The sequence below is a fragment of the Desulfobacter postgatei 2ac9 genome (assembly GCF_000233695.2).
Taxonomy (GTDB): domain Bacteria; phylum Desulfobacterota; class Desulfobacteria; order Desulfobacterales; family Desulfobacteraceae; genus Desulfobacter; species Desulfobacter postgatei.
On sequence record NZ_CM001488.1, the window covers coordinates 1,728,705 to 1,753,069 of the forward strand.

The 24,365-nt window shown below is 48.3% G+C and carries 16 protein-coding genes; 5 read left to right on the forward strand and 11 right to left on the reverse strand.

Features of this window, described 5'->3' with window-relative positions; all coding sequences use genetic code 11:
* Positions 1 to 469 precede the first annotated feature (469 nt).
* The 5 genes from DESPODRAFT_RS07935 (at position 470) to DESPODRAFT_RS07955 (ending at position 8,853) form a co-directional block, all read left to right on the forward strand.
* Positions 470 to 4,132, forward strand: a complete 3,663-nt coding sequence (locus tag DESPODRAFT_RS07935; protein ID WP_245532068.1) for a translocation/assembly module TamB domain-containing protein — start codon at positions 470 to 472, stop codon at positions 4,130 to 4,132.
* Positions 4,133 to 4,134: 2 nt separating this feature from the next.
* Positions 4,135 to 6,918, forward strand: coding sequence for an outer membrane protein assembly factor BamA (gene bamA, locus DESPODRAFT_RS07940; protein ID WP_004072692.1), 2,784 nt, complete (start codon positions 4,135 to 4,137; stop codon positions 6,916 to 6,918).
* Positions 6,919 to 7,007: 89 nt separating this feature from the next.
* Positions 7,008 to 7,403, forward strand: coding sequence for a universal stress protein (locus tag DESPODRAFT_RS07945; RefSeq protein WP_004072693.1), 396 nt, complete (start codon positions 7,008 to 7,010; stop codon positions 7,401 to 7,403).
* Positions 7,404 to 7,430: 27 nt separating this feature from the next.
* Entirely contained in the window at positions 7,431 to 8,390 is a 960-nt protein-coding gene (locus DESPODRAFT_RS07950; protein WP_004072695.1) for a tRNA glutamyl-Q synthetase, read from the forward strand.
* Positions 8,380 to 8,853 carry a PilZ domain-containing protein gene (locus DESPODRAFT_RS07955; RefSeq protein WP_004072697.1) on the forward strand — a complete coding sequence of 158 codons (474 nt, stop codon included), beginning with the start codon at positions 8,380 to 8,382 and terminating at the stop codon, positions 8,851 to 8,853. Before DESPODRAFT_RS07950 ends, DESPODRAFT_RS07955 begins: the two co-directional genes overlap by 11 nt.
* Positions 8,854 to 8,879: 26 nt before the next feature.
* Here the strand turns inward: DESPODRAFT_RS07955 and topA are convergent, their stop codons facing one another.
* From topA to parE, 11 genes are all read right to left on the reverse strand, one after another.
* On the reverse strand, positions 8,880 to 11,183 hold the full coding sequence (gene topA / locus DESPODRAFT_RS07960; RefSeq protein ID WP_004072698.1) for a type I DNA topoisomerase: 2,304 nt from the start codon (positions 11,181 to 11,183) through the stop codon (positions 8,880 to 8,882).
* 2 nt (positions 11,184 to 11,185) lie between these two features.
* Positions 11,186 to 12,304, reverse strand: a complete 1,119-nt coding sequence (gene dprA, locus DESPODRAFT_RS07965; RefSeq protein WP_004072707.1) for a DNA-processing protein DprA — start codon at positions 12,302 to 12,304, stop codon at positions 11,186 to 11,188.
* Positions 12,305 to 12,312: 8 nt separating this feature from the next.
* Positions 12,313 to 13,035, reverse strand: coding sequence for a tol-pal system protein YbgF (gene ybgF, locus DESPODRAFT_RS18615; RefSeq protein WP_004072713.1), 723 nt, complete (start codon positions 13,033 to 13,035; stop codon positions 12,313 to 12,315).
* Between the two features lie 11 nt (positions 13,036 to 13,046).
* On the reverse strand, positions 13,047 to 14,084 hold the full coding sequence (secF, locus tag DESPODRAFT_RS07975; RefSeq protein WP_004072715.1) for a protein translocase subunit SecF: 1,038 nt from the start codon (positions 14,082 to 14,084) through the stop codon (positions 13,047 to 13,049).
* Between the two features lie 13 nt (positions 14,085 to 14,097).
* Positions 14,098 to 15,669, reverse strand: a complete 1,572-nt coding sequence (gene secD, locus DESPODRAFT_RS07980) for a protein translocase subunit SecD (RefSeq protein ID WP_004072716.1) — start codon at positions 15,667 to 15,669, stop codon at positions 14,098 to 14,100.
* Between the two features lie 24 nt (positions 15,670 to 15,693).
* Positions 15,694 to 16,041: a preprotein translocase subunit YajC gene (gene yajC, locus DESPODRAFT_RS07985; RefSeq protein WP_004072717.1), complete on the reverse strand. Its 348-nt coding sequence runs from the start codon at positions 16,039 to 16,041 to the stop codon at positions 15,694 to 15,696.
* Positions 16,042 to 16,091: 50 nt separating this feature from the next.
* A complete protein-coding gene (locus DESPODRAFT_RS07990) occupies positions 16,092 to 16,907 on the reverse strand; it encodes a hypothetical protein (RefSeq protein WP_004072718.1) in 816 nt (271 codons plus the stop codon).
* Positions 16,908 to 16,989: 82 nt separating this feature from the next.
* On the reverse strand, positions 16,990 to 18,447 hold the full coding sequence (locus DESPODRAFT_RS07995) for an Rne/Rng family ribonuclease (RefSeq protein ID WP_004072719.1): 1,458 nt from the start codon (positions 18,445 to 18,447) through the stop codon (positions 16,990 to 16,992).
* A 119-nt stretch (positions 18,448 to 18,566) separates the two neighbouring features.
* Positions 18,567 to 19,958: a membrane-bound lytic murein transglycosylase MltF gene (gene mltF / locus DESPODRAFT_RS08000; RefSeq protein WP_004072720.1), complete on the reverse strand. Its 1,392-nt coding sequence runs from the start codon at positions 19,956 to 19,958 to the stop codon at positions 18,567 to 18,569.
* Positions 19,958 to 22,240, reverse strand: coding sequence for a DNA topoisomerase IV subunit A (gene parC, locus DESPODRAFT_RS08005; protein WP_004072721.1), 2,283 nt, complete (start codon positions 22,238 to 22,240; stop codon positions 19,958 to 19,960). Before parC ends, mltF begins: the two co-directional genes overlap by 1 nt.
* Before the next feature lie 5 nt (positions 22,241 to 22,245).
* Positions 22,246 to 24,285, reverse strand: coding sequence for a DNA topoisomerase IV subunit B (parE, locus tag DESPODRAFT_RS08010; RefSeq protein ID WP_004072723.1), 2,040 nt, complete (start codon positions 24,283 to 24,285; stop codon positions 22,246 to 22,248).
* Positions 24,286 to 24,365 lie beyond the last annotated feature (80 nt).

The following is a 24,365-nucleotide window of genomic DNA, read 5'->3' on the forward strand; positions in this document are numbered from 1 at the left end:
TATTCCGGGATTTTGAAAATCTGCCAAGATGTTTGTTCACACTACCTGTTATTAAAACCCTTCGTCAAGAAAGAAAGTCGGGTTACGGTCAACATCATGAAAAAAGTTTTTAGTATGGTTTTGTAATCAGGCACGAATTATGCTTTACATGCTGTCGTATTTATTTTGTGCTCAACCCGACAAAATCCGAAAACTCAAGTATATCGACCTGAAGAAAAATGAATATCTGTTCTAACCGTTCGTCACGGCAAGCAATTGCTGCCCATTGAAGAAATCTTGACATGACCTGGTTCATGGCCTACAACCTAATAAAATATAGATAAACCCTAATCGCATAGGCAATATGACAGCCTCCACAGATTTTCAAGCCCCTCCCAAAACACCCCGCAGTTCCGGCAGATTTTTCCAAAGATGCTGGTTCCGGGTCATTTTTTTTACATGCTTACTGGGCGTTTGCCTTGTGGCCGGGATGGTTGCAGGCGGTCTTTTTTTCATTGAAACCCAGCCGGTCCAGGCCTTTATTCAAAACCAGGTCAATAAGGTGATTCCCGGTACCCTGTCATGGGAACAGTTTCGTTTAGGTCTTCGAGAGGGCAGGGTTCAGATTTCCGGGATTCACCTTAAGGATGCTTCCGGCAAGGAAGTGGCCGGCATCTCCCTGGTGGAAGCCAGGGTTGACTGGTCCGCGTTGACCCGGCACAAAATTGAATTAAACCAAATCCTGATTGACAAGCCTGTTCTTGATATCGGCATGTCGGCGCAGGGGGAGGTCGACATTTTGTCGGCCCTGGTTTCTGACACCGGGGCGTCATCGGATACCGGCGCTTCCGATGCTGCCAAATTCCCGGGAGTTGATTTTTGGGTTCGTGAATTCACGGTGAATCAGGCTCGGATAAAAGTCACGACCCCTCAATTTAATACGGATATTGCAGATTTGTCCGTTGAGGTGACTGGATTTAAACTGGCAGACCTTTGTGCTTCGGCTAAAGTGACCCTGGCCGGGGGGCATCTGGGATTTGGGGAGCGGGATTTTACCCTTGACTCCTTTGATCTCCAGGCCCGAATTGACAAGGACAAAGTTTCAGATATTGATATTAAAGCCCGGATGCCGGGTATTGGATTCAATGCCAAAGGATCTGTTGCAGGACTTTTGGGGGCAGTGACGCCGGATTTGACTGCCACCCTTGATGTGGAAACGCCTTTGGCCGCAAAGACTCTGGGCCTACCCGAGGATCTGGTCCGGGGAAACGGCCGGGTCAATCTGACCATTAAAGGCGGTATCGACAATCCCCGGGCCGTAGTTCAGGTTGAATTTGGCCGGGGCAGTATAAACAACACGGCCATATCAGGCATAACTGTTTACGCCGGGCTTGAGGACCGGCATGTGACCCTTAAAGGGTGCCGGATAGATCTGCCGGCCGGGACCATACCTTTCGGCGGAAATGTGGATCTGTCGAAAATTTTTCCAGAGGGGTTTGCCGGCCCCATGGCCGGCCTGGACAGCCTGGCCTATACCTTTTTGCTTAATCCGGACAGCCTGGCACTGAATGCCCTTGAATTGGGAGAAAACACCCCAAAGGGGAAAGTTGCGGCCCGGGTCCGGGTCCAGGGCCAGGGTGTAACACCCGGACAGATGTCTGCCCGTGCAGATCTGGATGTTACGGTCCGTGACCTGATCGTGCCCGGGATGTCCGGACCGGCAAAGGTGAAGTTCAAGGCTGGTGCCAAACTGGAAAAGGATTCTCTGACGCTTACCGGCCTGACCCTGGACGGACCCGGCATGACCGGTGCAGGTGCTTTGCGGCTGAACATGCCGGGGTTTGATCCCCGGACCATGACAATGACCGCAAATCTGGATCTGGATGTGGCGGACATATCCGTTCCCCTGAGCCTTGTGGGACAAAAGGCTTCGGGCAGTGCCGGTGTGCATGTGGCTGTTAAGGGTGCTTTGAGCGCACCGGATCTGACCCTGGATATTACTGCCGGCAATCTATCTTCAAACAGGTTCACTGCCGATCAGGTGCTTTGCAAGGCCCGAATGGACAAGGGGGTGCTCCAGGTTCAGGATCTGACCCTCAAACGCAGGCAGGGGACGCTCAATGCCCGGGGCACCCTGGCGTTGGGTGGGAAAAAGGGCCGGGAGCATGCCCTGGGCCTGACCGTGGAGTTTAACCGGCTTGAACTCGACGACCTGGTGCCGGATCTGGGCGCCAGGGGCAATTTTTCCGGTAAAGTGACCGGAACCGGGTCTCTGGAAAATCCGCAGATTATGGTCCTGCTTTCAGGAGAGAATCCGGGCTTTCAAACATATGCCCTGGACAACGTCCAGGCACAGCTTAAGCTGGTCAACAATATACTGACCTTTGAACAGGCACGCCTCCGGAAGAATAAAGCGCAGTTGGACATTACCGGGCAGGTCAATGTAGCGGACAAAACCCTTGATATCCGGGCCGTGATCCCTGAAACCGACCTTAAGTCCATTGACCCGGCTGCGGATGCTGCCCTTGCTTCGGGCCGCCTGGGCATGGATATTTCCGCCAGGGGCAGTCTGCTTGCCCCGGATATTTCAGGGCACATTACAACGGTGGATCTGCGCCTTCCCAATGCCCCGGACATGGTGGCGAATGCCGATGCCGCCATAGAGGTGAACGGGCCTTTGGATAACCCTGACGCGCTGCAGGCATCTGTTCATATCTCCCGGCTGGCACTGGCCAAACAGGGACAGATGTTGATTGTCATTGAGAATGCCGCAGCCCTGCTCAAGGATGGCCGGTTCAAGATTGATCCGGTGCCGGTCCGTATCATGGACAAGGGCCAGCTGACCCTGTCTGCCGCCGGTGATATTAAAGGGGATCTGGCTGCAGAGCTCTCCGGCAGCCTGCCCGTCTCTATACTGGTTCCCCTGACAGACGGGATAAATTCCGCAGAAGGGGATCTTCTGATTTCGTTGCAAGCCAAAGGCAACGCTGCTTCTCCTGATCTCAAGGGCAGTGTTGAATTTTCAAACGTGACCCTGGACCTTGAAGCGTTGGACGAGCCTTTGCAGAAAATTTCCGGCCACATTTTACTGACCCCTGATGCAGTTGACATTCTGGATGTCACGGCTAATCTTGGCGATGGTAAAATAACCCTGGCCGGGCATGCCGAATTGAAAAACGGCATGCCGGATAAGTTTAAACTGAATCTTGACGCCGTTCAGGTTCCTGTGGATCTCCCGGATACCCTGGAGATGACGTTGAACAGTCAACTGACCTGGGCCGGCACCATGGATAATTCAGAGATCACAGGTCCGATAGACATCTTTGAAGGGACCTATTACAAGAATGTGGATTTGAGTCTGATAAGCATCGCGGCCCATACAACCCAAAAATCCCGCCCCAAAGTACGGGAACCCGGACCTGATTTTTTAAAAACCATTGGGCTCAATATTTATGTCACCCGCAGGGAGGCCATTGCCGTGGACAACAATCTGGCGACCATGACCATCAGCCCCAATCTCAGTGTCAGGGGAACCCTGTATGCGCCGTCCCTGGATGGCCGGGCCGTCGTGGATGAGGGCGTTATTAATTTCCAGGAAGCTGAGTTTGAAATCACAGAAGGATCCATTGATTTTATTAACCCCTATAAAATTGAACCCGAGATTACCCTTGTCAGTAAAACTACGATTTCAGACTATACCATTACCCTGTCAGTGAGCGGAACGCCGGATGATCTGGCGCTCAATTTCTCTTCAGATCCTGATGCCACGGATGCAGACATTCTTTCCCTGATTGCATTTGGCAAAACCACGGAAGAAATCGGTGCAGATAGTGACGACGGTTCAATGTCCACTGCGGTCATTGCCAAGATGATATTGGATTCTTTAAGTGAAAAAATAAAGGATACCACCGGGTTAAGCGACGTCAGTTTCAGCATGGATCATGAGGGTGACCAAACCAGTGTGCATGTCGGTTTCGGTGCAGATCTTTCCCGTCAGCTCAGTGTCTCCTACGGCATAGATATCAGTGACGGAGGGACCGTACAGACGGTTACGACCTATTACAAACTTCTGGAACACCTGCTGTTAAGCAGTTTTCAGGACACCAGCGGCAAGTTGGGCGGTGAGTTGAGATACAGGCTGGAGTTTAGGTGAAGATGCGTTCAAACACTGTTTTTTGCTTTTTTGTTTTTGCGGCCTGTCTTCTTTTGGGTGTGTCTGCGCCTGTGTCTGCGGCAGATGCCGACAGGGTGGCGGATATTAATATTACGGTTCATTGTCCGTCTGACAAACAGGCGCTCTGGCGCTCCATTGCTTCAAGTTTTATTCCCGTAAACATCGGTGATGAATATTCCATCGAAGCCATAGATCGTGCCGTCAAGACATTAACAGAAGCCCAGCTTTTTGAAATCATCCATGTCCCGGATCCTGAAAAGACGGCACGGGGTATGGTGCTCTTCTTTGAATTGACTCCATTTTTCAGGATACGGAATATTCATATTAAAAACGCCTTTCCCGTGTTTGAGCAGGAAGTGCTGAACGCAATGACCATCAAGTCCGGGGGTGTTTATCAGGAATCCAAGATGGCGGAGCAAACCGAGCGGGTGGAAAAACTTTTCAAGCGCCATGGGTTTTATGCGCCAAAGGTTAATATATCTGCCGTAAAACAGGGTGATAAATACGTTATTGATGTGGATATTGACAAGGGTCCGTTTCACAATATTCGCAAGGTTGTGTTTAAAGGCAATGATCATACCGGCCGGCACCGTCTTAAAGTGGTGAGCAAGACCTGGCGGACATCCATTTTGCCCTGGCAAGGTAACCGGTTTACAGACAAAAAGATGAAGGATGATATCAAGAAAATTACCAAACTTTATCGGAAGAAAGGGTATGCAGATGTTCAAGTGACGGCAAAAACTTTGCCTGTTGAGGGCAGTGACGCGGTGGATGTTATCTTTACCATTGAAGAAGGCCCGCTGTATCAAATTGATATTCAGGGTAATGATGCCTTCTACACATGGACTTTGGAAAAAGATCTCTTGCTCAAAGAGACCGGGAACAAAAATGATTTTGCCCTGAAAAAAAGTATGAGAAGTATCAGGAAGCGCTATGAAGTAAAAGGGTTTCCCGATGTAAAGGTTAAAGACGAAAAAAAAGAAGAGAAAGATAATTCACACCCCCAGGGGGTGCGGCAGGTCAATATCGTTATAGATGAAGGGTTGAGGTATAAGGTGTCTGAATTTAAAATCAGTGGTGCAGACACCCTGGATTTAAAGGTGCTTGAAAAAAATATTCTGACCCGGGAAAAAGGCGTTTTCAATGAGACGGAACTGGACGACGACATCAAAGCGGTTAAGGCGTTCTATTTGACCCAAGGGTTTACAAAAATCAAGCTAAAGAAAAAAGTTAAGATCAGTGATGCCCCGGACAAGAACGAAAAACAGGTTGCCGTTGAAATCATCATAAAGGAAGGACCTAGAACAAAGGTTGAACAGATTGATATCCAGGGGCTTTCCGCCATTTCTTTGGAAGAGGCCACCCATGACATGGCCATAAAACAGGGGTTCTGGTATAATAGTACAGTGATTGATGACGATATTTCAGTGCTGAAGCAGGCCGTATCAGAAAAGGGCTACCCCCATGTCCAGGTAAAAGCGGAGACCAAGTTATCAAAGGACGAAACCCGGATTCGGATCACCTATCATGTGGACCAGGGCCCCAGGGTGGTGGTGGGCAAGATTTTTTATGCCGGAGAGGTGCGGATAAAACAGGAAGAGCTTGAAGATGAAATGGCGGTCGCCCCGGGAGACCCGTTTTCTATGCTCAAGATTGTGGACTCGCGCAGGAAGATCCAGGACCTCAATGCCGTGGATGCCGTCAGAATCAGAAGTATAGGCATTAAAAGCCGGCAGCGCCTGGCTGACCTGATTGTGGAGATATCTGAAAAAAACCCCTATTATGTCGAACTGGCTGGCGGATATGATACCTCCCGGCATCTGTACATGGAAACCGGCATCGGGGATAAGAATTTTTGGGGCCATAACCTGAATGCCGAAGCCGGTTTAGAGCTGAGCCAGGTGGGTTACGGCATGGATGTTTCCTTAACTGAACCCAGGTTTCTTTCTACCCGCTTCATCTCCAAAAGCAAGGTCTATACAGAAGAAAATGAGGGGTTCAACAAGGACTACGGCATCAAAATCCGGGGCCTGTCCCAGACTTTTCTGCGCAATTTAAACAATAAGAAGATCAGCTTTTCCTTAGGCGGGGGCTATGAATACCGGGACCAGTATTTAAGGGTGGATCGCGAGCTTGATGATGATGAAAAGGACGATTACCGGATTCGCCATGTCGGCCAGGTTAATACAGGTCTTACCTGGCGCACCACAGATTCTTTTGTCCGCCCCCGCAACGGGTTGTTTGCATCCACAACCTTTGATGTGTTCAAAGGTACTGATTCCAGTATGGATGACTTTTACAGATACGGCCTGGAGCTGCGGTATTATTTTTCGGTCAGCGACGACCTGGTTATCGCCATCAGAGGCCGGTACGGATACATGAATACTTACGGAAGCAATTCTAATATTTCCGACGACCAGCTCTATTTTCTGGGTGGCGCGTCAACCGTGAGAGGGTTTGATGAGAATATGCTGCAGTATGATGAGGACGATAGTTCCGTGGGGGGGCGGTCCATGATGCTCGGTTCTGTGGAAGCCCGATATGATCTGGGTTTAAATTATGAGTTTGCCCTGTTTTTTGACACCGGCGCCTTGACCGAAATCCAGGAACCGGATATTTCGGAATCATTCAGAAGCAGTGTCGGTATTGGTCTGCGCCGTCAGACACCGGTGGGTCCCATAAGTCTTCTGTATGGCTGGAAATTGGATCCCCGGGCTGATGAAAGCAAGGGGTGTTTTTATTTTTCCATGGGCTATACTTTTTAATTCGGTTTTAAAGGATGGGATTGTTCCTAAAGTCAATTTAGGATAGACTCTTTAAACAATTAAATATGCACAAATTTAAGGAATGGTAGATGAAACTTATAGTGGGCTATAAACGTGGCACAAACCAGGCGGAAAATCTTCTTGAACTTGCATTGAAACGGGCTCAACTTTTTAATGCAACAGTATTGATCGTTACCATAATGACCCAGGGTATGGAAAAGGATCAGGATCTGATCAGTGATACGCAAGCCGGGCTGGAAAAGGCCAAAACCCATTTTGACAAGAAAAATATTCCCTGTGAAATTCATTTATTGATTCGCGGCATTGCCCCCGGGGATGATCTGATTAATTTTGCCAAGGAAACCCAGGCAGACGAAATCATTATCGGTGTGAAAAACAGAACCAAGGTGGGAAAACTGCTGCTGGGTTCCACAGCCCAGGCCGTGGTTCTCAATGCCCCCTGCCCGGTGGTTACCATGAAATAGGCCTTCTTTTGAAAAAGGTCAAACGCAGTGCAGGAAAAATCCATAATTTTTGAAAACAGTTCGCCTCTGTGTGTTTCCACTGTGCCGATCAATCCGGTCTCACGCCTGGCGCCAACCCCCAGCGGCTTTTTGCACCTTGGCAATGCCGTAAATTTTTTGGTGACCTGGGCCATTGTCAGAAGCCGTAAAGGGCGCCTTCATCTGCGCATTGATGATATGGACGGTATCCGTTTCAGGCCCGATGTGCTGGAAGACATTTTTACCAGCCTTGATTGGCTGGGGGTGGACTGGGATACAGGACCCGCGGGCCCGGATGATTTTTATAAAAACTTTTCTTTGCAGAAAAAAAAGGAATATTACCGGGGCAGGTTACAGGCGCTTGATAAAATGAGGCTAAAAACCTTTGTGTGCCGATGCAGCCGGGCATCCATCAAAAAAGTATCTCAAAATGGGTTGTATCCGGGCACATGCCGAAATGCCGGTCTTGCATTTGAACCAGGGTCTACTGCTGTCCGGTTAAGGGTAAACAATGATGCCTGCATTCAGGTAAACAATCAGCACATTGATCTGGTCAACACATGTGGTGATTTTGTCCTCTGGCGCAAGGATGATCAACCCAGTTATCATCTGGCAAGCCTTGTGGAAGATGAAGACGGGTGTATTAATTTTATAGTCCGGGGGCGGGACCTGCTTTTTTCCACTGCTGCCCAGATTTATCTTGCCCGGTGTTTTGGTTTCTCTTCATTTCCGGCATGCCGGTTTATTCACCATGGACTTGTTTTGGGGGATAATGGCGAAAAGTTGTCAAAGTCAAGAGGCGCATATGCGCTCAAAGACCTGAGACAGTCCGGGGGCTCTTTTGTCGGCGCCGTAAAAAAAGCGGCTCGGGTTTTAGGGCTTAAACACAATGGTATCCTTACCGCACAGGATCTGAAACAAGCAATTATGATTAATTATAAAGACAAGGAGTTAAAAAGTGACGGATAGCTTTCCCGAAGACAAAACACTTCTGGATAAGATAATATCGGAAATCCGTTTTTTGACCGAGGATCTTCAAAAGGATGTTCTGGCGTGTATTAACAATATCAAGGAATCCAGATCGTATCCCGATCTTCTGGCGTGTATTAACAATATAAAGGAGCCCAGAACATATCCCCGGGTGAATAAATTCATTGAAATGGATGTTCTGATCGGTGATAAAGTTATACAGTCTAATTCCAGGAACATGAGTGCTTCCGGTGTGTTTATTAAATCCAGAATGACTCCTGATATCGGAACATCGGTAAAGATCGTCTTTTCCCTGCCCGGCCAGGCCAAACCTTTTAAGCTTAACGGCACTGTGGCCAGAATAGATTCGGACGGGATCGGGATCTGTTTTTCCGAGATGACACCCTATGTCCGCAATCACCTGGATAATCTGCTCAAAAGGATGTCTATGGGCAGATCTTGACGCTTCGTGGTGAAAAAACAGGCGAATTATTTTTCCGAAACAGGCAAAATGCCCTTTTTAAATCCGCATGAACGGTTCGGGCATTTCAGGATTTTACCGTCCCGTTTTGTCTCTTTTTCCAATAGATAGGGGCTGCCGCACTCCGGGCAGCTTTCATTGACAGGTTTGTCCCAGGTGGCAAATGTACAATCCGGATATTTGGAACACCCGTAGAATATTTTTCCCCGTTTTGAGTGTTTTTCCACAATGGTGCCGTTGCACCCTTTTTCAGGGCAGGGGACGCCTGTATCTTTGCTTGAATTCTCCTGGGCCAGGGATTCCGTGTGTTTGCATTCGGGATATCCTGTACAGGCCACAAACAATCCAAATCGGCCGTCTTTGAGCACCATGGGTTTGCCGCATTCAGGGCAGTCTTTGACCGGTTCGCTGTCCTGGATTTTTTCAACAATTTCAATATTGCCTTTTTCATCCCTTGTGTAATTACTGGTAAAGCTGCACTCGGGATAGCCGGTACAGGCCAGGAAATGGCCGTTTTTGCCGATTTTGATATTAACGGGTTTTCCGCATAAAGGGCATTTGATATCCGTTTCAATGCCTACGCCTTTAACGGAAACCATATTGTCTTTGGCGTTATCCAGGGTGTTTTTAAACTCAGAATAAAAAGTTTTTAACAGATCTACTTCATTGAGTTTCCCCTGTTCCACATCATCAAGATTGGTCTCCATCTGGGCCGTGAATGAGATGTCTAAAAGATTGGGAAAGGCACCGACTAGAAGATCATTGACGATAAAGCCAAGCTCGCTTGGGGTAAAGTACCGGTTGATCAGATCCACATATCCTTTATCCTGGATAACGGCTATGATGGAGGCATAGGTGGACGGCCTGCCGATCCCGTTTTTTTCAAGCTCCTTGACAAGGGATGCTTCAGAAAACCTGGGCGGTGGTTTGGTAAAATGCTGGTCAGGATTGATCTTCCGGGTTATCAGCTGTTCTTTAGGTTCCACCGGCGGCAGGGACTGGATATCTGTTTCACTCTTTTTTTCCTGGGTTTCATATTTCTCCTGGGTTTCATACAATCGCATAAATCCGTCGAACCGGGTTGTAGATCCGGAAACGGAAAACAGGTACTTGGCTGTTGCTTCAATCAGAATGGATTTCTGGTCGATCAGGGCCTGGGCCATCTGGGAGGCCACAAACCGTTTCCATATCAGATCATAGAGTTTGAACTGGTCCGGAGACAGAAAGGATTGCAGTTTTTGCGGGGTGTTGTAAACCGATGTGGGGCGGATGGCTTCGTGGGCATCCTGGGCCTTGTTCTTATTTTTAAAGAATCTGGGTGCATCCAGGGCATACGCATCTCCAAAGGAGTGGCGGATCAGGTCTAAAGCTTCCTGGGCAGCTTCCGGGGCAATACGGGTGGAGTCTGTACGCATGTAAGTAATCAGACCCTCGGGACCACCGCTGCCGATCTCAATGCCTTCATAGAGCTGCTGGGCCACAACCATGGTTTTTTTGGCGGAGAACCGCAGCCGGTTAATGGCATCCTGCTGGAGTTTACTGGTGATAAAAGGCGGTAACGGATTGCGTTTGATGGTTTTGTTTTTGATCTCCAGGACAATGAACCGGGCCTTTTCAAGGTCTGCCACAATGGCATGGGCCTGTTCTCCGTTGGTGACCTTGGCTTTTTTTCCGGATATTTTTATCAACGCCGCATTAAAAACAGGCGGATTTGCCGCCTCAAGATCCGCCGTAATGGTCCAGTACTCCTCGGGCTTAAACGCCCGGATTTCCCGCTCCCTGTCACAGATGATTTTTACGGCCACGGACTGAACCCGGCCGGCACTCAGTCCCCTTTGGACTTTTTGCCACAAAAGCGGTGATATCTGGTAGCCCACAAGCCGGTCCAGCTTTCTTCTGGCCTGCTGGGCGTCATACTTGTCCGCATCCGGTTGCGTTGGATGGGAAAGTGCCTCGGTAATCCCTTTTTTTGTTAATTCATGGATAAGGACCCGGTGAAATTTGCGGTCCTTTTTTTTCAGAATTTCCATGATATGAAAGGCTATGGCTTCCCCTTCACGGTCAGGGTCAGGGGCAAGGAATATTTCATCCGTGTCACCGGCAGTTTTTTTCAGATTGGAGATGATTTTCGATTTGTCTTTTATATTGACATATTGGGCCTTAAAATTGTCGTCTACATCAATCCCCAGATTTTTTACCGGAAGGTCGCGGATGTGGCCGGCACTGGCAGCCACATTATAGTCCTTTCCAATATACTTTTTCAGGGTTTTGATTTTGGTTGGCGATTCGACAATAATAAGCGGCTTTGCCAATTTTATTCCTCCAGGATTGAAAATTTATTGCCAGGATGACGAACAATAAGCCCTGACAATTCCAAGTCAAGCAGAGCTGCAGAAACCTGGGCGCTCGTCAGACCGCTTGATGCGGTGATATGATCAATATGTTCGGGGTAAAGATCGAGGTGTTTATATACCATGGTCTGGATTTTGTCCATGGCTGGTTTGTTTTTTGTGGGTTCACATGAAGACGCTTTATATGCGGCATGGATAAACTGGGACAGTTCATCAATGATATCCATTTCGTTTTCTATGAGATGCGCGCCTTGTTTGATCAGGTGGTGGGTTCCCCGGCTTTTGGAGGATTTGATGCTGCCGGGGACGGCAAATACCTCGCGGTTGTACTCCCCGGCTAATCGAGCCGTAATCAGAGAGCCGCTTTTCTGGGCGGCTTCCACCACAACCGTGCCGCAGGACAAACCTGCAATAATCCTGTTGCGCCGGGGGAAATTGGCCGGCAACGGGGCCGTGTCCGGAAAAAATTCGGAAATCACGGCGCCCTGTTTTCTGATCCGGCTGTACAAGGGCCGGTTGTGTCTGGGGTAGATATGGTCAAGTCCTGATCCAAGAACAGCCAGTGTCTGCCCGGTATCATTTTCAAGTGTACCTTTGTGGGCAGCGGTATCAATTCCCAATGCCATGCCGGATACAATGGTAAACCCAAAAGCCGCAAGGCGTCCTGCAAGGTAATGGGCCGTATCTATGCCGTATCGGGTCGCATTTCGTGATCCCACAATGGAGATACAGGGCGCATTGGGATCAAATGTACCGTCATAAAATAAGAGGGCAGGGGGATCGGGAATTTCCTTGAGCAGGGCAGGGTATTCAGGTTCGGTTAACACCACAACCCCGTATCCGGCATCCTGGGCCTGGACAAGGCGTTTTTGCGCCTCCGGTTCACATTCTTTGTGTCCGAGAAGGGTTTTTATGGCCCTGGAAGATATATCCGGCACAGACACAAGTTGTGTTTTAGATGCCGTTAAAATGGCTTCGGGTGTTTTAAAATGTTGAATCAGGTGCTTGATTGAACGGGGGCTTAGACCTGGCAGTTCCGTTAAAAGAAACCAGGGTAGATATGTGTCCGGACAGGGCATCATTTAAATAACTATTGGGTTTGGGATAGTTTCTGCTCGGCCTTGTCTGCTGCCGGTGAAAAGGGGTAGCGGGTGATGACTTGCTTGAAGTAGTGATCGGCCTGGCTTGCGTCGTCGATGGCCATATATGCATATCCGGTTTTAAGCAGGGCATCCGGGACTTTCTGACCCTTGGGATAGGTCTGGACAAGCCGTTTAAAAATGTTTGCAGCCGTTTCATAATCGCCTGTGGTGTAGATGCACTCCCCAAGCCAGTACAGGGCGTTGTCCGCCAGCTCATGGTCGGGAAAATTTTTCATAAAATCTGAAAACAGTGTCTGGGCCATAGGAATATCATGTTCAATGAACAGTGCACGAGCTTTTTTATAAAGCGTTACAGGGTCTAAATCCCCGGTTTGTGCAGGGGATGCTGGCTGGCTTGGCTTAGCCGGGGTCCCGGGGTAGGGCTGCGTTGGCGGCGGCGATGGTTGGGGGTGTGAACAGGATTTTTTTTCAAGTAGTGAAACCCGATTTTCAAGCCGGTTGACTTTTTCTTCCAGATACCTGGTACGGATATCCCGGTCAAGCGATGTATCTATTGGAACGGATGTCGCCTCAGGCACAGTCTCATTGGTGCCCTGTGCCTGACCGGCAGTCCGTTCATCTGTTTTCAGCAACCCGCAGGAAGCTGTCAAAAAAAGGATAAGAAAAGGCAGCGCAATCCTTAAAACATTTTGTTTGGATGCGGCGGGCATAGACGGTATCCTTACTTTTTTCTATGGGCCATAAACACAATGGGGGAGGCAATGAAAATGGATGAATAGGTGCCCACCACAATGCCGATGATCATGGCAAAGGCAAAGTTGTGAATGATTTCGCCGCCAAGCAGGAAAAGTGCCACCAGGACAATCAATGTGGTGCCCGATGTCAATATGGTCCGTGACAGGGTTTCATTGATACTCCGGTTAAACAGGTCCGGTACCAGGGAATGGTCTGAATTTCCCTTGATATTTTCCCGGATTCGGTCAAACACGATAATGGTGTCGTTCAGTGAATACCCGATGATGGTTAAAAGGGCTGCAATGATCTGCAGGGAGAAATCAAGGTTGAGCAGGGAGAATACGCCCACGGTGATTGTAACATCGTGGATCAGGGCCACAATGGCACCAATGGCGTACTGAAGCTGAAGATACCAGAACAGCACCAGCGAGACAATCAGGGCTGCTGCAATCAAAAAAGGCATGGGCAGGTTGAAGACGGATAAAAAGTAAACTGCAGCCATCAATGCTCCTGCCGTGATTCCGGCGATGGTCCATTTTTGTTCAAACCGGCCGGATATGTAAATGGTGATAAGCAGCAGGGAATAGAAAACCGCCAGAAGCGCTTTTTCCTTTAAGTCATTTCCCACCTGGGGGCCGACTATCTCCACACGCCGGATATCAGGTTCAAGGGAGGTTGCACCCTTCAATCCTTTTGACACGGTGTCAGACAACTGATTGCCCAGGGCGTCGGCATCACTGGAGGTGCGGATCAGGTATTCATGTTCCTCCTGTTCGCCAAATCCCTGGACAGATACATCTTTAAGGCCAATTCCGCCCAATCCTTTGCGGATGTCGGAAACATCAACTTTCTGGGGAAATTTTACCTGTACCAGGGTCCCGCCGGCAAAATCTATTCCGTAATTGAGGCCATTATGAATAATCAGGGAGACGATACTTGCCAGAATCAGGATCAGGGAAAAAATAAAAACGATTTTCCGCATTCCCATAAAATCGATATGGGTACCCGGCTTGATAAACTGCATGATGATAGGTTCCTTATATGCTCAATGTGTCAGATTGTTTGTTTGCAAGAATCAGATCGTGGATGCTCTTGGACAGGATCAGAGCAGTAAACAGACTGGCCACGATACCAAGAGCCAGGGTTATGGCAAAACCCTTGATCTGACCTGTGCCGAACTGGAACAGAACAGCAGCTGCGATCAACGTGGTGACATTGGCGTCCATGATGGTCAGCGTGGCGCGGTCATATCCGCTATTCACAGCAGCCTTGGGAGACCGGCCGGCCAGAAGTTCCTCCCGGATACGCTCAAAGATAATAACATTGGCATCGACTGCCATACCAATGGTCAGGATGATACCGGCAATACCCGGCAAGGTCAGAGTGGCACCGAAAATTGCCAGTCCGCCACCGATCAGAAGGATATTCACAACCAGGGCAATGTCGGCGACCAGGCCTGCCCCTTTGTAATAAATGGGCATGAAAAGAACAACCAGGGCACCGCCAATCAGCATGGAGGTCAGACCCATGCGCACGGAGTCTCTACCCAGGGTGGGGCCAACTGTTCGTTCCTCAATGATTTTAACCGGCGCAGGCAAAGACCCGGCCCGCAGCGCAATGGCAAGGTCAGTGGCTTCTTCAATGGTAAAATGCCCTGTGATCACAGCTTTTCCGCCGGAAATACGGTCCTGGATATTGGGTGCGGAGTATACATTTTTATCCAGGACAATGGCCAACCGCTTGTTAATATTGGCACCGGTGATCCCTTCAAAAATTCTGGCACCTTTACGACTGAATTCAATACCCACCTGGGGCTGCTGGAACTGGTCAAACTCCACCCGGGCATTGGTTAAATGGCTGCCGTCAAGCTCCACATGTTTTTTGATCAGGAATGGCGTTCTGGACTGGTGGCCTGTATCGGCGTTTTTTTTCACCTGGTAAAGAATTTCATCCCCAACAGGTGGCTTGCCGGCTAACGCGGCATTGATATCTCCCTGTTCATCCACAAGCTGGAATGTGAGCTGGGCAGTTTTTCCAATCAGACCTTTGGCGCGTTGCGGATCACTGATGCCCGGCAGCTGCAGGAGAATTCTGTTGCCGCTCTGAATTCTGATATCCGGTTCGCTGACGCCAAATTCGTCAATACGGTTTCGAATGGTTTCCAGTGCCTGCTCCGTAGCCATTTTTTTGATGGAATCCGCCTCCTTGTCAGGTAGACGAAGGGTAAAGATAATCCCGCCGTCAATATTTTTAACCGAAGGAATCTCAAGGCCTGCATATTCATCAGACAACAGGTTTTCCACAGCGGATCTGTTTTCCGCCCCTGATATTTGGGCGATTATTTTATGATCAGGTCCCTTGTCAATGCCCATATGCTGTATTTTTTCGTTTTTCAGGTCCAGTTTGAGCTGGCTGATGGTGCGGTCAAGCTCGGCCTTAACCGCTTCTTCACTTTGTACCTCAAGGACCAGGTGCATACCGCCCTGCAAGTCAAGGCCAAGGTTGATTTTTTTATGGGGCCAGGTATTGGTGAATGTGGGAAGCAGGCATACAATTGCGGCAACAATGACCCCCAGAATCAATACGCGCTTTATGGTAAAGAAATTCAATCTCATCACTCCTGAAGGATTTGGTTAATTATTTTCTTTGGGTTTTGTCGCGGCTTCATTATCTGAGATCAGTGCGGCAATGTTTGCCCTGGCAACTTTTATTTTAACTTTTTCGGCAATCTCAAGACCGAGGGTGGTGTCGTCCATAGAGACAATTGTGCCGAAAATTCCGCCGGACGTTACAACCCGGTTGCCTTTTTTAAGATTGTCGATCATTGCCTTATGTTCTTTGGCTTTTTTTTGCTGGGGTCTGATGAGCAGGAAGTAAAAAATGGCGAACAGAATAATAATGGGTAAAAAACCGGCCAGTCCTCCGGCCTGTCCGGCCTGTCCACCGGCGGTGCCCATGGCGTATGCAGTGCTAATCAACATGTTCCTCCTTCTTCAATTAGGGTAAATTAAATTTTTAGTGTCTATGTAATCTAATGCACCGGTATCCAGATATTGCTTCCATCAAACCGGAGTCTGTCAACATTGTTGAAATCAATTTGTTCAAGCAGGGCAAATATCTCATCCATATTGTAGATAACCACCTTGCTTAAGGGCTCTATAATATTTATATCCGCGGTTACCTTTTTTTCCTTTAGATTATAAATAATCACCATGGCTTCCGAGAATTTTAAAATTCTGCCGACACCCGAACTCATGCCTGAACTTTTGGGTTCATCAGCGGTTTCTCCCAGTCGAATACCTTTACGGGCATAGTAGTCTTTAAGCATCCTGAAGTGGATGTTCCAAATATTGTCGCCCGACTGGACCACGTAAACCCCGTAGGTAGTCAAGCCCCGGGGTTTTTGGGCACCGGATTCGTCAAGTTCCTTTTCAAACACCCTGCCTTTTCCGGCAAATGCCTGTTCTATCACGTTTTCCATGGAAACCGTATTTCCTCCCACGGTAAAGGATTCATTTGACTTGACAATCAGATCCACACTGTCATTGACACCCAGATCCTTTTTGCGGTATTCCATCAGGTCCTTTGTAATACTTTTTTTTGCAAGTTCATTATAATCAATGACCGCGGGCTTGCTTATCTGTTTGACCACTGCGCCCGGCAAGAAATCTGTTTTTGGGGGCCCGGACTTATCCTGGGTGACTTCGGAATCTTCTCCTTGTGTCCGCTCATTATTGCCGGACTGCCTGTCCATAACAATCCAGACCACTATAAGGACCGATGCAATAACCACGGCAAGGGCGATGATCGGCATCATTGGGCGTTGTTTTTGTTTGTAACTACCCACAACCCCTCCTTTCTAAAGTCACCTAAGGTTGTTTCAGATACAATAAAAAGTCAGACATTGTCAAGTTGACCTGACTTACAAATCAAGTAATGCTGCTTTGGCCTGATACCATGGTCCGGTCTATGTCGATATTTATGACGACCTGACGTTTTGTTTCAAGCTCAAGAAGTTCTTCCCTTTTGGTATTGAGCATGTAGTAGGCCACATCTTCGGGAACCCGGCAGATAAATTTTTGATCCGGTTCCGCTTTCAGAGTTTTTAGCGCTAATTGTCGCAGCAGCGCCAGTGCCTGGATTTCAACAGAAGGCGTCATACCCCGGCCGTTGCAATGTTTGCAGGTGTCATAGGCCCCGTAGGTGATGGAGTGACGGATCCTTTGCCTGGACATTTCAAGGAGTCCGAACGCGGTGATTCCCCCTACCTTGGTTTTGGCCTTATCGGTTTTTAAATATTTTTTCATGGTTTTGGTGATATCTGCCTTGTGGCGGCGTTCTTTCATGTCAATGAAATCCACCACAATGAGCCCGCCCATATCCCGCAGCCTCAACTGCCGCGCCACTTCTTCGGCCGCTTCAAGATTGGTGTGAAAGGCTGTCTCTTCAATGCTGTTCTTTTTTGTAGATTTGCCGGAGTTAACGTCAATGGAAACCAGTGCTTCGGTCTGTTCGATCACCAGAAAACCACCGGATTTAAGGGGCACCTCTCTTTTATAAATGGAAGATATCTGCTCCTCAAGCTGGTATTTTGTAAAAATAGGTTTTTCACTTTTAAACAGCCGGACAATATTTTTCTGTTTGGGTGCAATCATCTCAATGAAGTTCAGAACTTCTTTGTAGGTGTCGGGATTGTCAATAAGGATCTCTGTGATATCTGTTGTAAAGTAGTCCCTTAAAGAACGTACGGCCAGACTTTGTTCCTTATAAAGAAGACAGGGTGCCTGATTTTCCATGGCCAGTTTGTCGATGTTTTTCCATACGCGCATCAAATATCGAAGGTCTGATGTCAGAAGGGTTTTGGTGGCGCCCTTGCCTGCGGTTCTTACAATCATTCCGAATCCTTCAGGAATTGTCAGATCCTTGAGAATACCAACCAGCCGCTTTCGTTCATCTTCCTCAACAATTTTACGGGAAACCCCCCTGGTGTTGTTGCCCGGCATAAGTACGCCAAAGCGCCCGGGAAGCGAAATATAGGTGGTGAGCATGGCCCCTTTGAGATTAATTGGGTCTTTGGCGACCTGGACAATCATTTCCTGGCCTTTTTTAATTAAGTTGAACAGGGATCTGTCATTTTTTTCGATTTCCTGGAAATAGTCCGGGTGTATTTCATTTTTCTGCAAAAATCCATTTTTCCCTGCGCCGTAATCCACGAACACGGCCTGCAGACTAGGTTCCACCCGGGTGACGATACCTTTATATATATTACCTTTGGTTGCCGCTTTGGCGGTTGTTTCAATGTGAAATTGATCCAGTTTGTTGTCAAAAACCATGGCTATACGGTTTTCTTCCGGATCCACTGCATTAATTAGAATTTTTCTGGTCATTCATGATCTCATTTATCATTATAATCGTTTAAATTTGATATGTATCTGCAATGTATTTAAATGAAATATTTTAAGCGCACTGCAGATGGATATGTCTTAAAGCGGGCCATATCTTTTTATTATAGGGTTATGGCCGCTTTTTTTTGTTTGAGAATATCAAAATATGTCTGGATACGCTCCACATAAAGAACCGGTTCCCAGCCCCGGGCATATCCGTATTTTGTTTGGTTATAGTATTTTGCTTTGCACAATAGAGGAAGCGCTGCCTCCAGTGCTTTCCAGGTATTGGGGTCGTCCCCTTTTTGCTTTGCCAGGCCCATGGCGTCTTTGACGTGGCCATATCCGATATTATAACTTGCCAGAGCAAACAAAAGCCGCTGGGATTCATCTTTAATATAGTTAAATCGTTTGTACATCAATGCCAGGTATTTGATCCCTGCGCGGATGCTTTGTTGAGGGTCATGGCGATTTTTGATGCCCATTTCCTTTGCGGTGTTTTCAGTGACCTGCATCAGTCCGCGAACATTGGTAAAACTCTTTGCATCCGGGTCAAATTGGGATTCCTGGTAGACAACGGCTGCTATCAGGTGCCAGTCAAAGCCGTGTTTGGCGGATTCTTCCTTGATTACGTCTTTATATTCAGGCAGCCGTTTTTTTATACGCTCATGAAATTTTTTCAGTTCATAGGCGTCAAAATTGTCCATATTACCATAATATTTGGTTGTGATGCGTTTCAGGATACCCGTGTTGTTGGCATAAAGAAAGAATTTGTTGATCTGTTTAAGCATCTCACTGTCATTTTTCCGGACCGCCCAGGCCAGAGATTCACGTTCCTGGATGGGAATGCCGATGTGTATATCCGGAAAAAAACGTCGGCAGAGCAGGGCGATATTGGAATCGGCAATGGTGAATTTAATCTCCCTGTTATGGACCATGCCGATGAGCTCTTCGGTGGGAATGTTATTATGGAGTACGTATTTTAGATTGACGCCCGAAGCTTTTATTTCTGCCACTCTGTCATGATAGGCTGTTCCCCGCCGGACATGAAAAATTTTAGATTCCATATCTTTAATGTCCTTGGGGCCAAAGATGAGATTGTGGTGAATCATATGCTGCTGTATGGTCATGTAAGGGATGGAAAAATCGGCTTCTTCCAGGCGGGGGGCAGTAATGGGAAGTCCTGCGGCAATAAAATCGCCTTTGCCCTGTTTAAGATACGCGAACATGTTGTTCCAGCCGGGTGTTATGACATCAAGCTCAACATTCATGAATTTGGCAAACTCCAGGGCCAGGTCATATTCAAATCCCGCGGGTTTGTTATTGTACAGATAATAGGTGTTTATGGCCTTGCTGGTAATCAGACGCAACTTGCCGTTTTTGCGTATTTTTTCAACGGTAGTCAGGGTGCTGCCGACTTCCTGGTGGTGTATGAGCACACAAAATCGTACAAGCCCTAAAGTTACAATAAGGAGGGACAGAAATATAAAATATTTAGTTAAAAATGCTTTCATTAATCAGTATCATCTGTCGCCGGCCGCGTGGGGATAATTTCAAGGTCATCAACATTTCTATATCCACGGGGAAGCAGCTTTCCCCGTCGCCCCCTTGTGCTTGTGTAATCCTGCTGGTTGCCTGGTGTCAGCCGCAAGAGATGTTTACCCGAATATATAACAAGGTTTGAACTTAAGGGCAATATTTTTAGAAACTTAAGCTTTTCAGGGTGATTTTTGCTTTTGCCGGAAACCGGAATATGAATTATTTTATTTCCCTTGCCTTTTTTCAGGTGCGGCAGCTGGTTGACCGGGAATATCAGCATTCTGCCGCCGGTGGTGATTGCGGCAACGCTGTCGGAATTCACATCCGGGATGGGGAGTGGGGCTATGGGCAGATCATTTTCGGATAAAGTGATCACTGCCTTTCCGTTTTTGAAATTGGTAAAAAAATCACTGAATTTGATGATATAGCCATAACCATTGTCAGCACCGTTGATAAACAGGTCTTCATCTTCGCCGGTAATCATATAGCAGATGCTGGTATCCTGGGCAAGGGTGAGATGGCCTGTGACGGGTTCCCCGTTTCCCCTGGCCGAGGGAAGGGCATGGGAGAACAGGGTATATGCCCGGCCCGAAGTGTCGATGAGCACAATGGGTTTGTCGGATCGGGTGCGCAGATGGCACAGCAGATGATCTCCGGTCCTGAATTTTACATTGGCAGGATCTATATCGTGGCCCTTTGCTGTTCGTATCCATCCATTGGCGGAGAGGATGATAGTTACAGGCTCCACTTCGATAACATCCGTAACCGAGAATGCTTCGGCGTCCTTTCGTTCTTTGATGGGAGAGCTGCGCTTGTCCCCATAGTTTTTGGCATCTTCTTCAATTTCTTTGATCATAAACGCCTTAAATGCATCAGGCGAGTTCAAAAGATTGTCCAGGTGCGCCTTTTCCCTGGAGAGTTCGGCCATCTCGTCGGTGATTTTGATCTCTTCCATTCGGGCAAGCTGGCGTAGCCGGATTTCCAAAATGGCCTTGATCTGGATTTCGGACAGCTTAAAGGCGTTCGTCAGTTCCTTGGCCGGATTATCTGCCCTGCGTATGATTTCGATCACCTGGTCAAGGTTGAGGTAAACGGTTTTAAATCCGTCCAGGATATGTAGTCGGCTGACAATTTTTTCCAGACGAAATCGAAATTTTTTTTCAATGGTTGCTTTTCTGAACTCAAGCCATTCGTCCAGGATTGTTTTTAAATTTTTTACCCCTGGCCGGCCGTCAAGGCCGATCATGTTCATGTTGACCGGAAAGGATTTCTCAAGATCCGTGGTGGCAAAAAGATGGTCTGCCAGGACGTTAAGATCCACACGGTTTGATCGTGGCATCACCACTAACCGTGTGGGGTTCTCGTGGTCGGATTCATCCCGCAGATCCGACACCATGGGCAGTTTTTTTGCACTGATCTGGGCTGCGATCTGCTCGTAAATTTTTTCAGTGGAGGCATGATAGGGAAGGGCGGTGAACACCAGCTCCCCATCCTCTATGATATAACGGGCCCGCATTTTTACACGCCCCATGCCTTTCTCATAGATATCGCCAATTTCTTTTGCAGGGGTTATGATTTCCGCCTGTGTGGGAAAATCAGGGCCTTTGATGAATTTACATAACTCTTGGGTGTCGGCATTTTCGTTTTCAATGAGACAAATCAAAGCCTTTGCCACTTCCCTTAAATTATGCGGCGGAATGGAGGTGGCCATGCCCACGGCGATCCCGGTTGTGCCGTTGAGCAGGATATTGGGCAGACGGGCCGGCATCAGGGAGGGTTCTTCCAGGGTCCCGTCAAAATTGGGAACCCAGCCCACCGTGCCCTGTTCCAGTTCATCCAAAAGAATTTTTGCATATCGGGACAGCCTTGATTCAGTATACCTCATGGCTGCAAAGGATTTGGGGTCATTGGGATCACCCCAGTTGCCCTGTCCGTCCACCAGGGGGTATCTTAAAGAAAACGGCTGGGCCATCAGGACCATGGCCTCGTAGCAGGCGGTATCCCCGTGGGGGTGAAATTTACCCAGGACATCGCCCACGGTTCTGGCTGATTTTTTGAATTTGGCCGTGGAGGAAAGTCCTAACTGGCTCATGGAGTATATGATTCGGCGCTGGACAGGTTTGAGCCCGTCACCGATATGGGGAAGGGCTCGGTCCAGAATGACATACATGGAATAGTTCAGATATGCGTTTTGGGTAAACTCCTGGAAGGGCATTCGTTCAAATTCTTCAACACTGGAAATCGGGGTCTGGGGCATTCGTATTAAATCTCTTTGATTATTCCATGGGTTTCAATCCAGTGTTTCCGGTCCCTGGCCCTTTTTTTGCTCAAAAGCATATCCATGACCTGGAACACATCCTCTTTTTCTGATGTCCGGAAATCATCTGTTTTCGGGGAATCAGGGGACCTTTGGCTTTCAGGTGAGGCTGATGGCGATTCATCGTTTTCCCGGGCCGAGTCACTTTTTTGTTCTCCGGCACCGGGTTCATTGGTGATTGTCAGCTGGACTAGACGCCGGGAGTCCGGGGCAATGGTGGTCTCTCGAAGCTGAGACGGGTTCATTTCCCCTAACCCCTTGAAACGCTGGATATTTATTTTTGATGGTTTTTTTCTGCGGCTCAGGCGTTTGATGATGGCGCTTCTTTCTGAATCATCAAGGGCGTAAAATACCTCTTTTCCCATGTCGATCCGGTAAAGGGGCGGCATGGCCACAAACACATGGCCTTGTCGGACCACTTCCGGAAAGTGCTTTAGAAAAAGTGCGCACAACAGGGTTGCAATGTGCAGGCCGTCTGAGTCGGCATCGGCCAGGATACATAATTTGTTATAGCGCAGTTTGGAGATATCCTTTGATCCGGGGATTACGCCGAGTACCTGGGAGATATCCTGAATTTCCTTGGATTCAAGGATGGCGGAAGAAGTTAAATCCCAGGTGTTCAAAATTTTTCCCCGCAGGGGCATGATGGCCTGGAAACGTCTGTCCCTGGCCTGCTTGGCCGAACCGCCGGCAGAGTCTCCCTCCACAAAGAAAAGCTCCCGCTGTCTTTGGTCATCACTGGAGCAGTCCGACAGTTTGGCCGGCAAGGAGGCCCCGCTGGTCCGGGTTTTCAAGGAGACTTTTTTGCGTTTTCTTTCACGGCGTCTGGCGTTTTCAATGGCTGCCAGGGCAAGGGCTTCGCCTAACGCCACGTTTTGGTTCAGCCACAGGCTGAAAGCGTCCCGGACTTGAAGATTAACCAGGCTTGCACAGTGGCGTGAAGAGAGGCGTTCTTTGGTCTGACTTGAAAATTGGGCTTCCACAAGTTTGATGGACAGTACATATCCCACATTCTGCCAGATATCCTCGGGGGTAAGAAACACGCCTTTGGGCAGAAGGTTTCGAAATTTGCAGAACTCTTTGACTGACTCCAGCAAGCCTGATCTGAATCCGTTGACATGGGTGCCCCCAAGTTTTGTGGGAATGAGGTTGACATAGCTTTCCTCAAGGTCAAGAGGGTCTTCCAGCCCCCAGTTCACCGCCCATACGGCCTGGAATTCATCATTGTCGGCAGATCCTGTGAACGGTTCCGGGAAAATGGTCTCGGCGCTGCTGATCCTCTCTTGAAGATATTGATCCAGGCCCTGGTCGTAATACCAGGTGTCGGTTTCACCGGTTTGTTCAAGGGTAAAGGTGGTGGTCAGGCCCTGGCACAGAACGGCCTTGGATTTAAGCGCTGCCCGGATGGCGTCCCGGTTGAATTGATCCGTATCAAAATAGGCCGGGTTCGGCTTAAATCCCAGCGTGGTTCCGGAGTTGGCGGCTGTGCCGGTCTCTTCCAGGTCTTTTGTTTTAGTGCCGTTTTGAAATTCAATCGTGTACTGTTTGCTGTTCCGGCAAATCTCAATGTGAAGATGAATGGATAAGGCATTGACCACAGAGACGCCGACCCCATGAAGCCCGCCTGAAAACGCATAATCCTTGTTTGAAAATTTGGCGCCTGCATGCAGCTTGGTCATGATCAGTTCAACACCGGAAATACCTTCCTCCGGGTGGATGTCCACGGGCATTCCCCGGCCGTTGTCCGATACAATGATCCTGTCGTCCTGGGTCAGGGTGACATCAATGCGTGTGGCAAAGCCTGCAATGGCCTCATCCACACTGTTGTCAATAACCTCAAAGGCCAGGTGGTCCGGGCTTGACGTGTCCGTGTACATGCCGGGTCTGCGCTTGACCGGATCAAGGCCCTTGAGCACCTCTATGGATCGGGCGTCATACCTTTGGTCTGAGGTCTTATCCTGTGTTCTGTTATCAAATAAGTTCATAAAGTGTTTCTGGTATGATATACAATATTGAAGCAATATTGAAGATTGTAACGAAAAATTAAATCAAACTTATATTATAT

Bases quoted from the DNA above. Each gene is read 5' to 3' on its own strand.
- mltF (WP_004072720.1), bottom strand. From the start codon at position 19,958: ATGAAAGCATTTTTAACTAAATATTTTATATTTCTGTCCCTCCTTATT.
- parE (WP_004072723.1), bottom strand. From the start codon at position 24,285: ATGAACTTATTTGATAACAGAACACAGGATAAGACCTCAGACCAAAGG.
- parC (WP_004072721.1), bottom strand. From the start codon at position 22,240: ATGCCCCAGACCCCGATTTCCAGTGTTGAAGAATTTGAACGAATGCCC.
- DESPODRAFT_RS07995 (WP_004072719.1), bottom strand. From the start codon at position 18,447: ATGACCAGAAAAATTCTAATTAATGCAGTGGATCCGGAAGAAAACCGT.
- yajC (WP_004072717.1), bottom strand. From the start codon at position 16,041: ATGTTGATTAGCACTGCATACGCCATGGGCACCGCCGGTGGACAGGCC.
- dprA (WP_004072707.1), bottom strand. From the start codon at position 12,304: ATGATGCCCTGTCCGGACACATATCTACCCTGGTTTCTTTTAACGGAA.
- secF (WP_004072715.1), bottom strand. From the start codon at position 14,084: ATGCAGTTTATCAAGCCGGGTACCCATATCGATTTTATGGGAATGCGG.
- bamA (WP_004072692.1), top strand. From the start codon at position 4,135: ATGCGTTCAAACACTGTTTTTTGCTTTTTTGTTTTTGCGGCCTGTCTT.
- DESPODRAFT_RS07935 (WP_245532068.1), top strand. From the start codon at position 470: ATGGTTGCAGGCGGTCTTTTTTTCATTGAAACCCAGCCGGTCCAGGCC.
- DESPODRAFT_RS07945 (WP_004072693.1), top strand. From the start codon at position 7,008: ATGAAACTTATAGTGGGCTATAAACGTGGCACAAACCAGGCGGAAAAT.
- ybgF (WP_004072713.1), bottom strand. From the start codon at position 13,035: ATGCCCGCCGCATCCAAACAAAATGTTTTAAGGATTGCGCTGCCTTTT.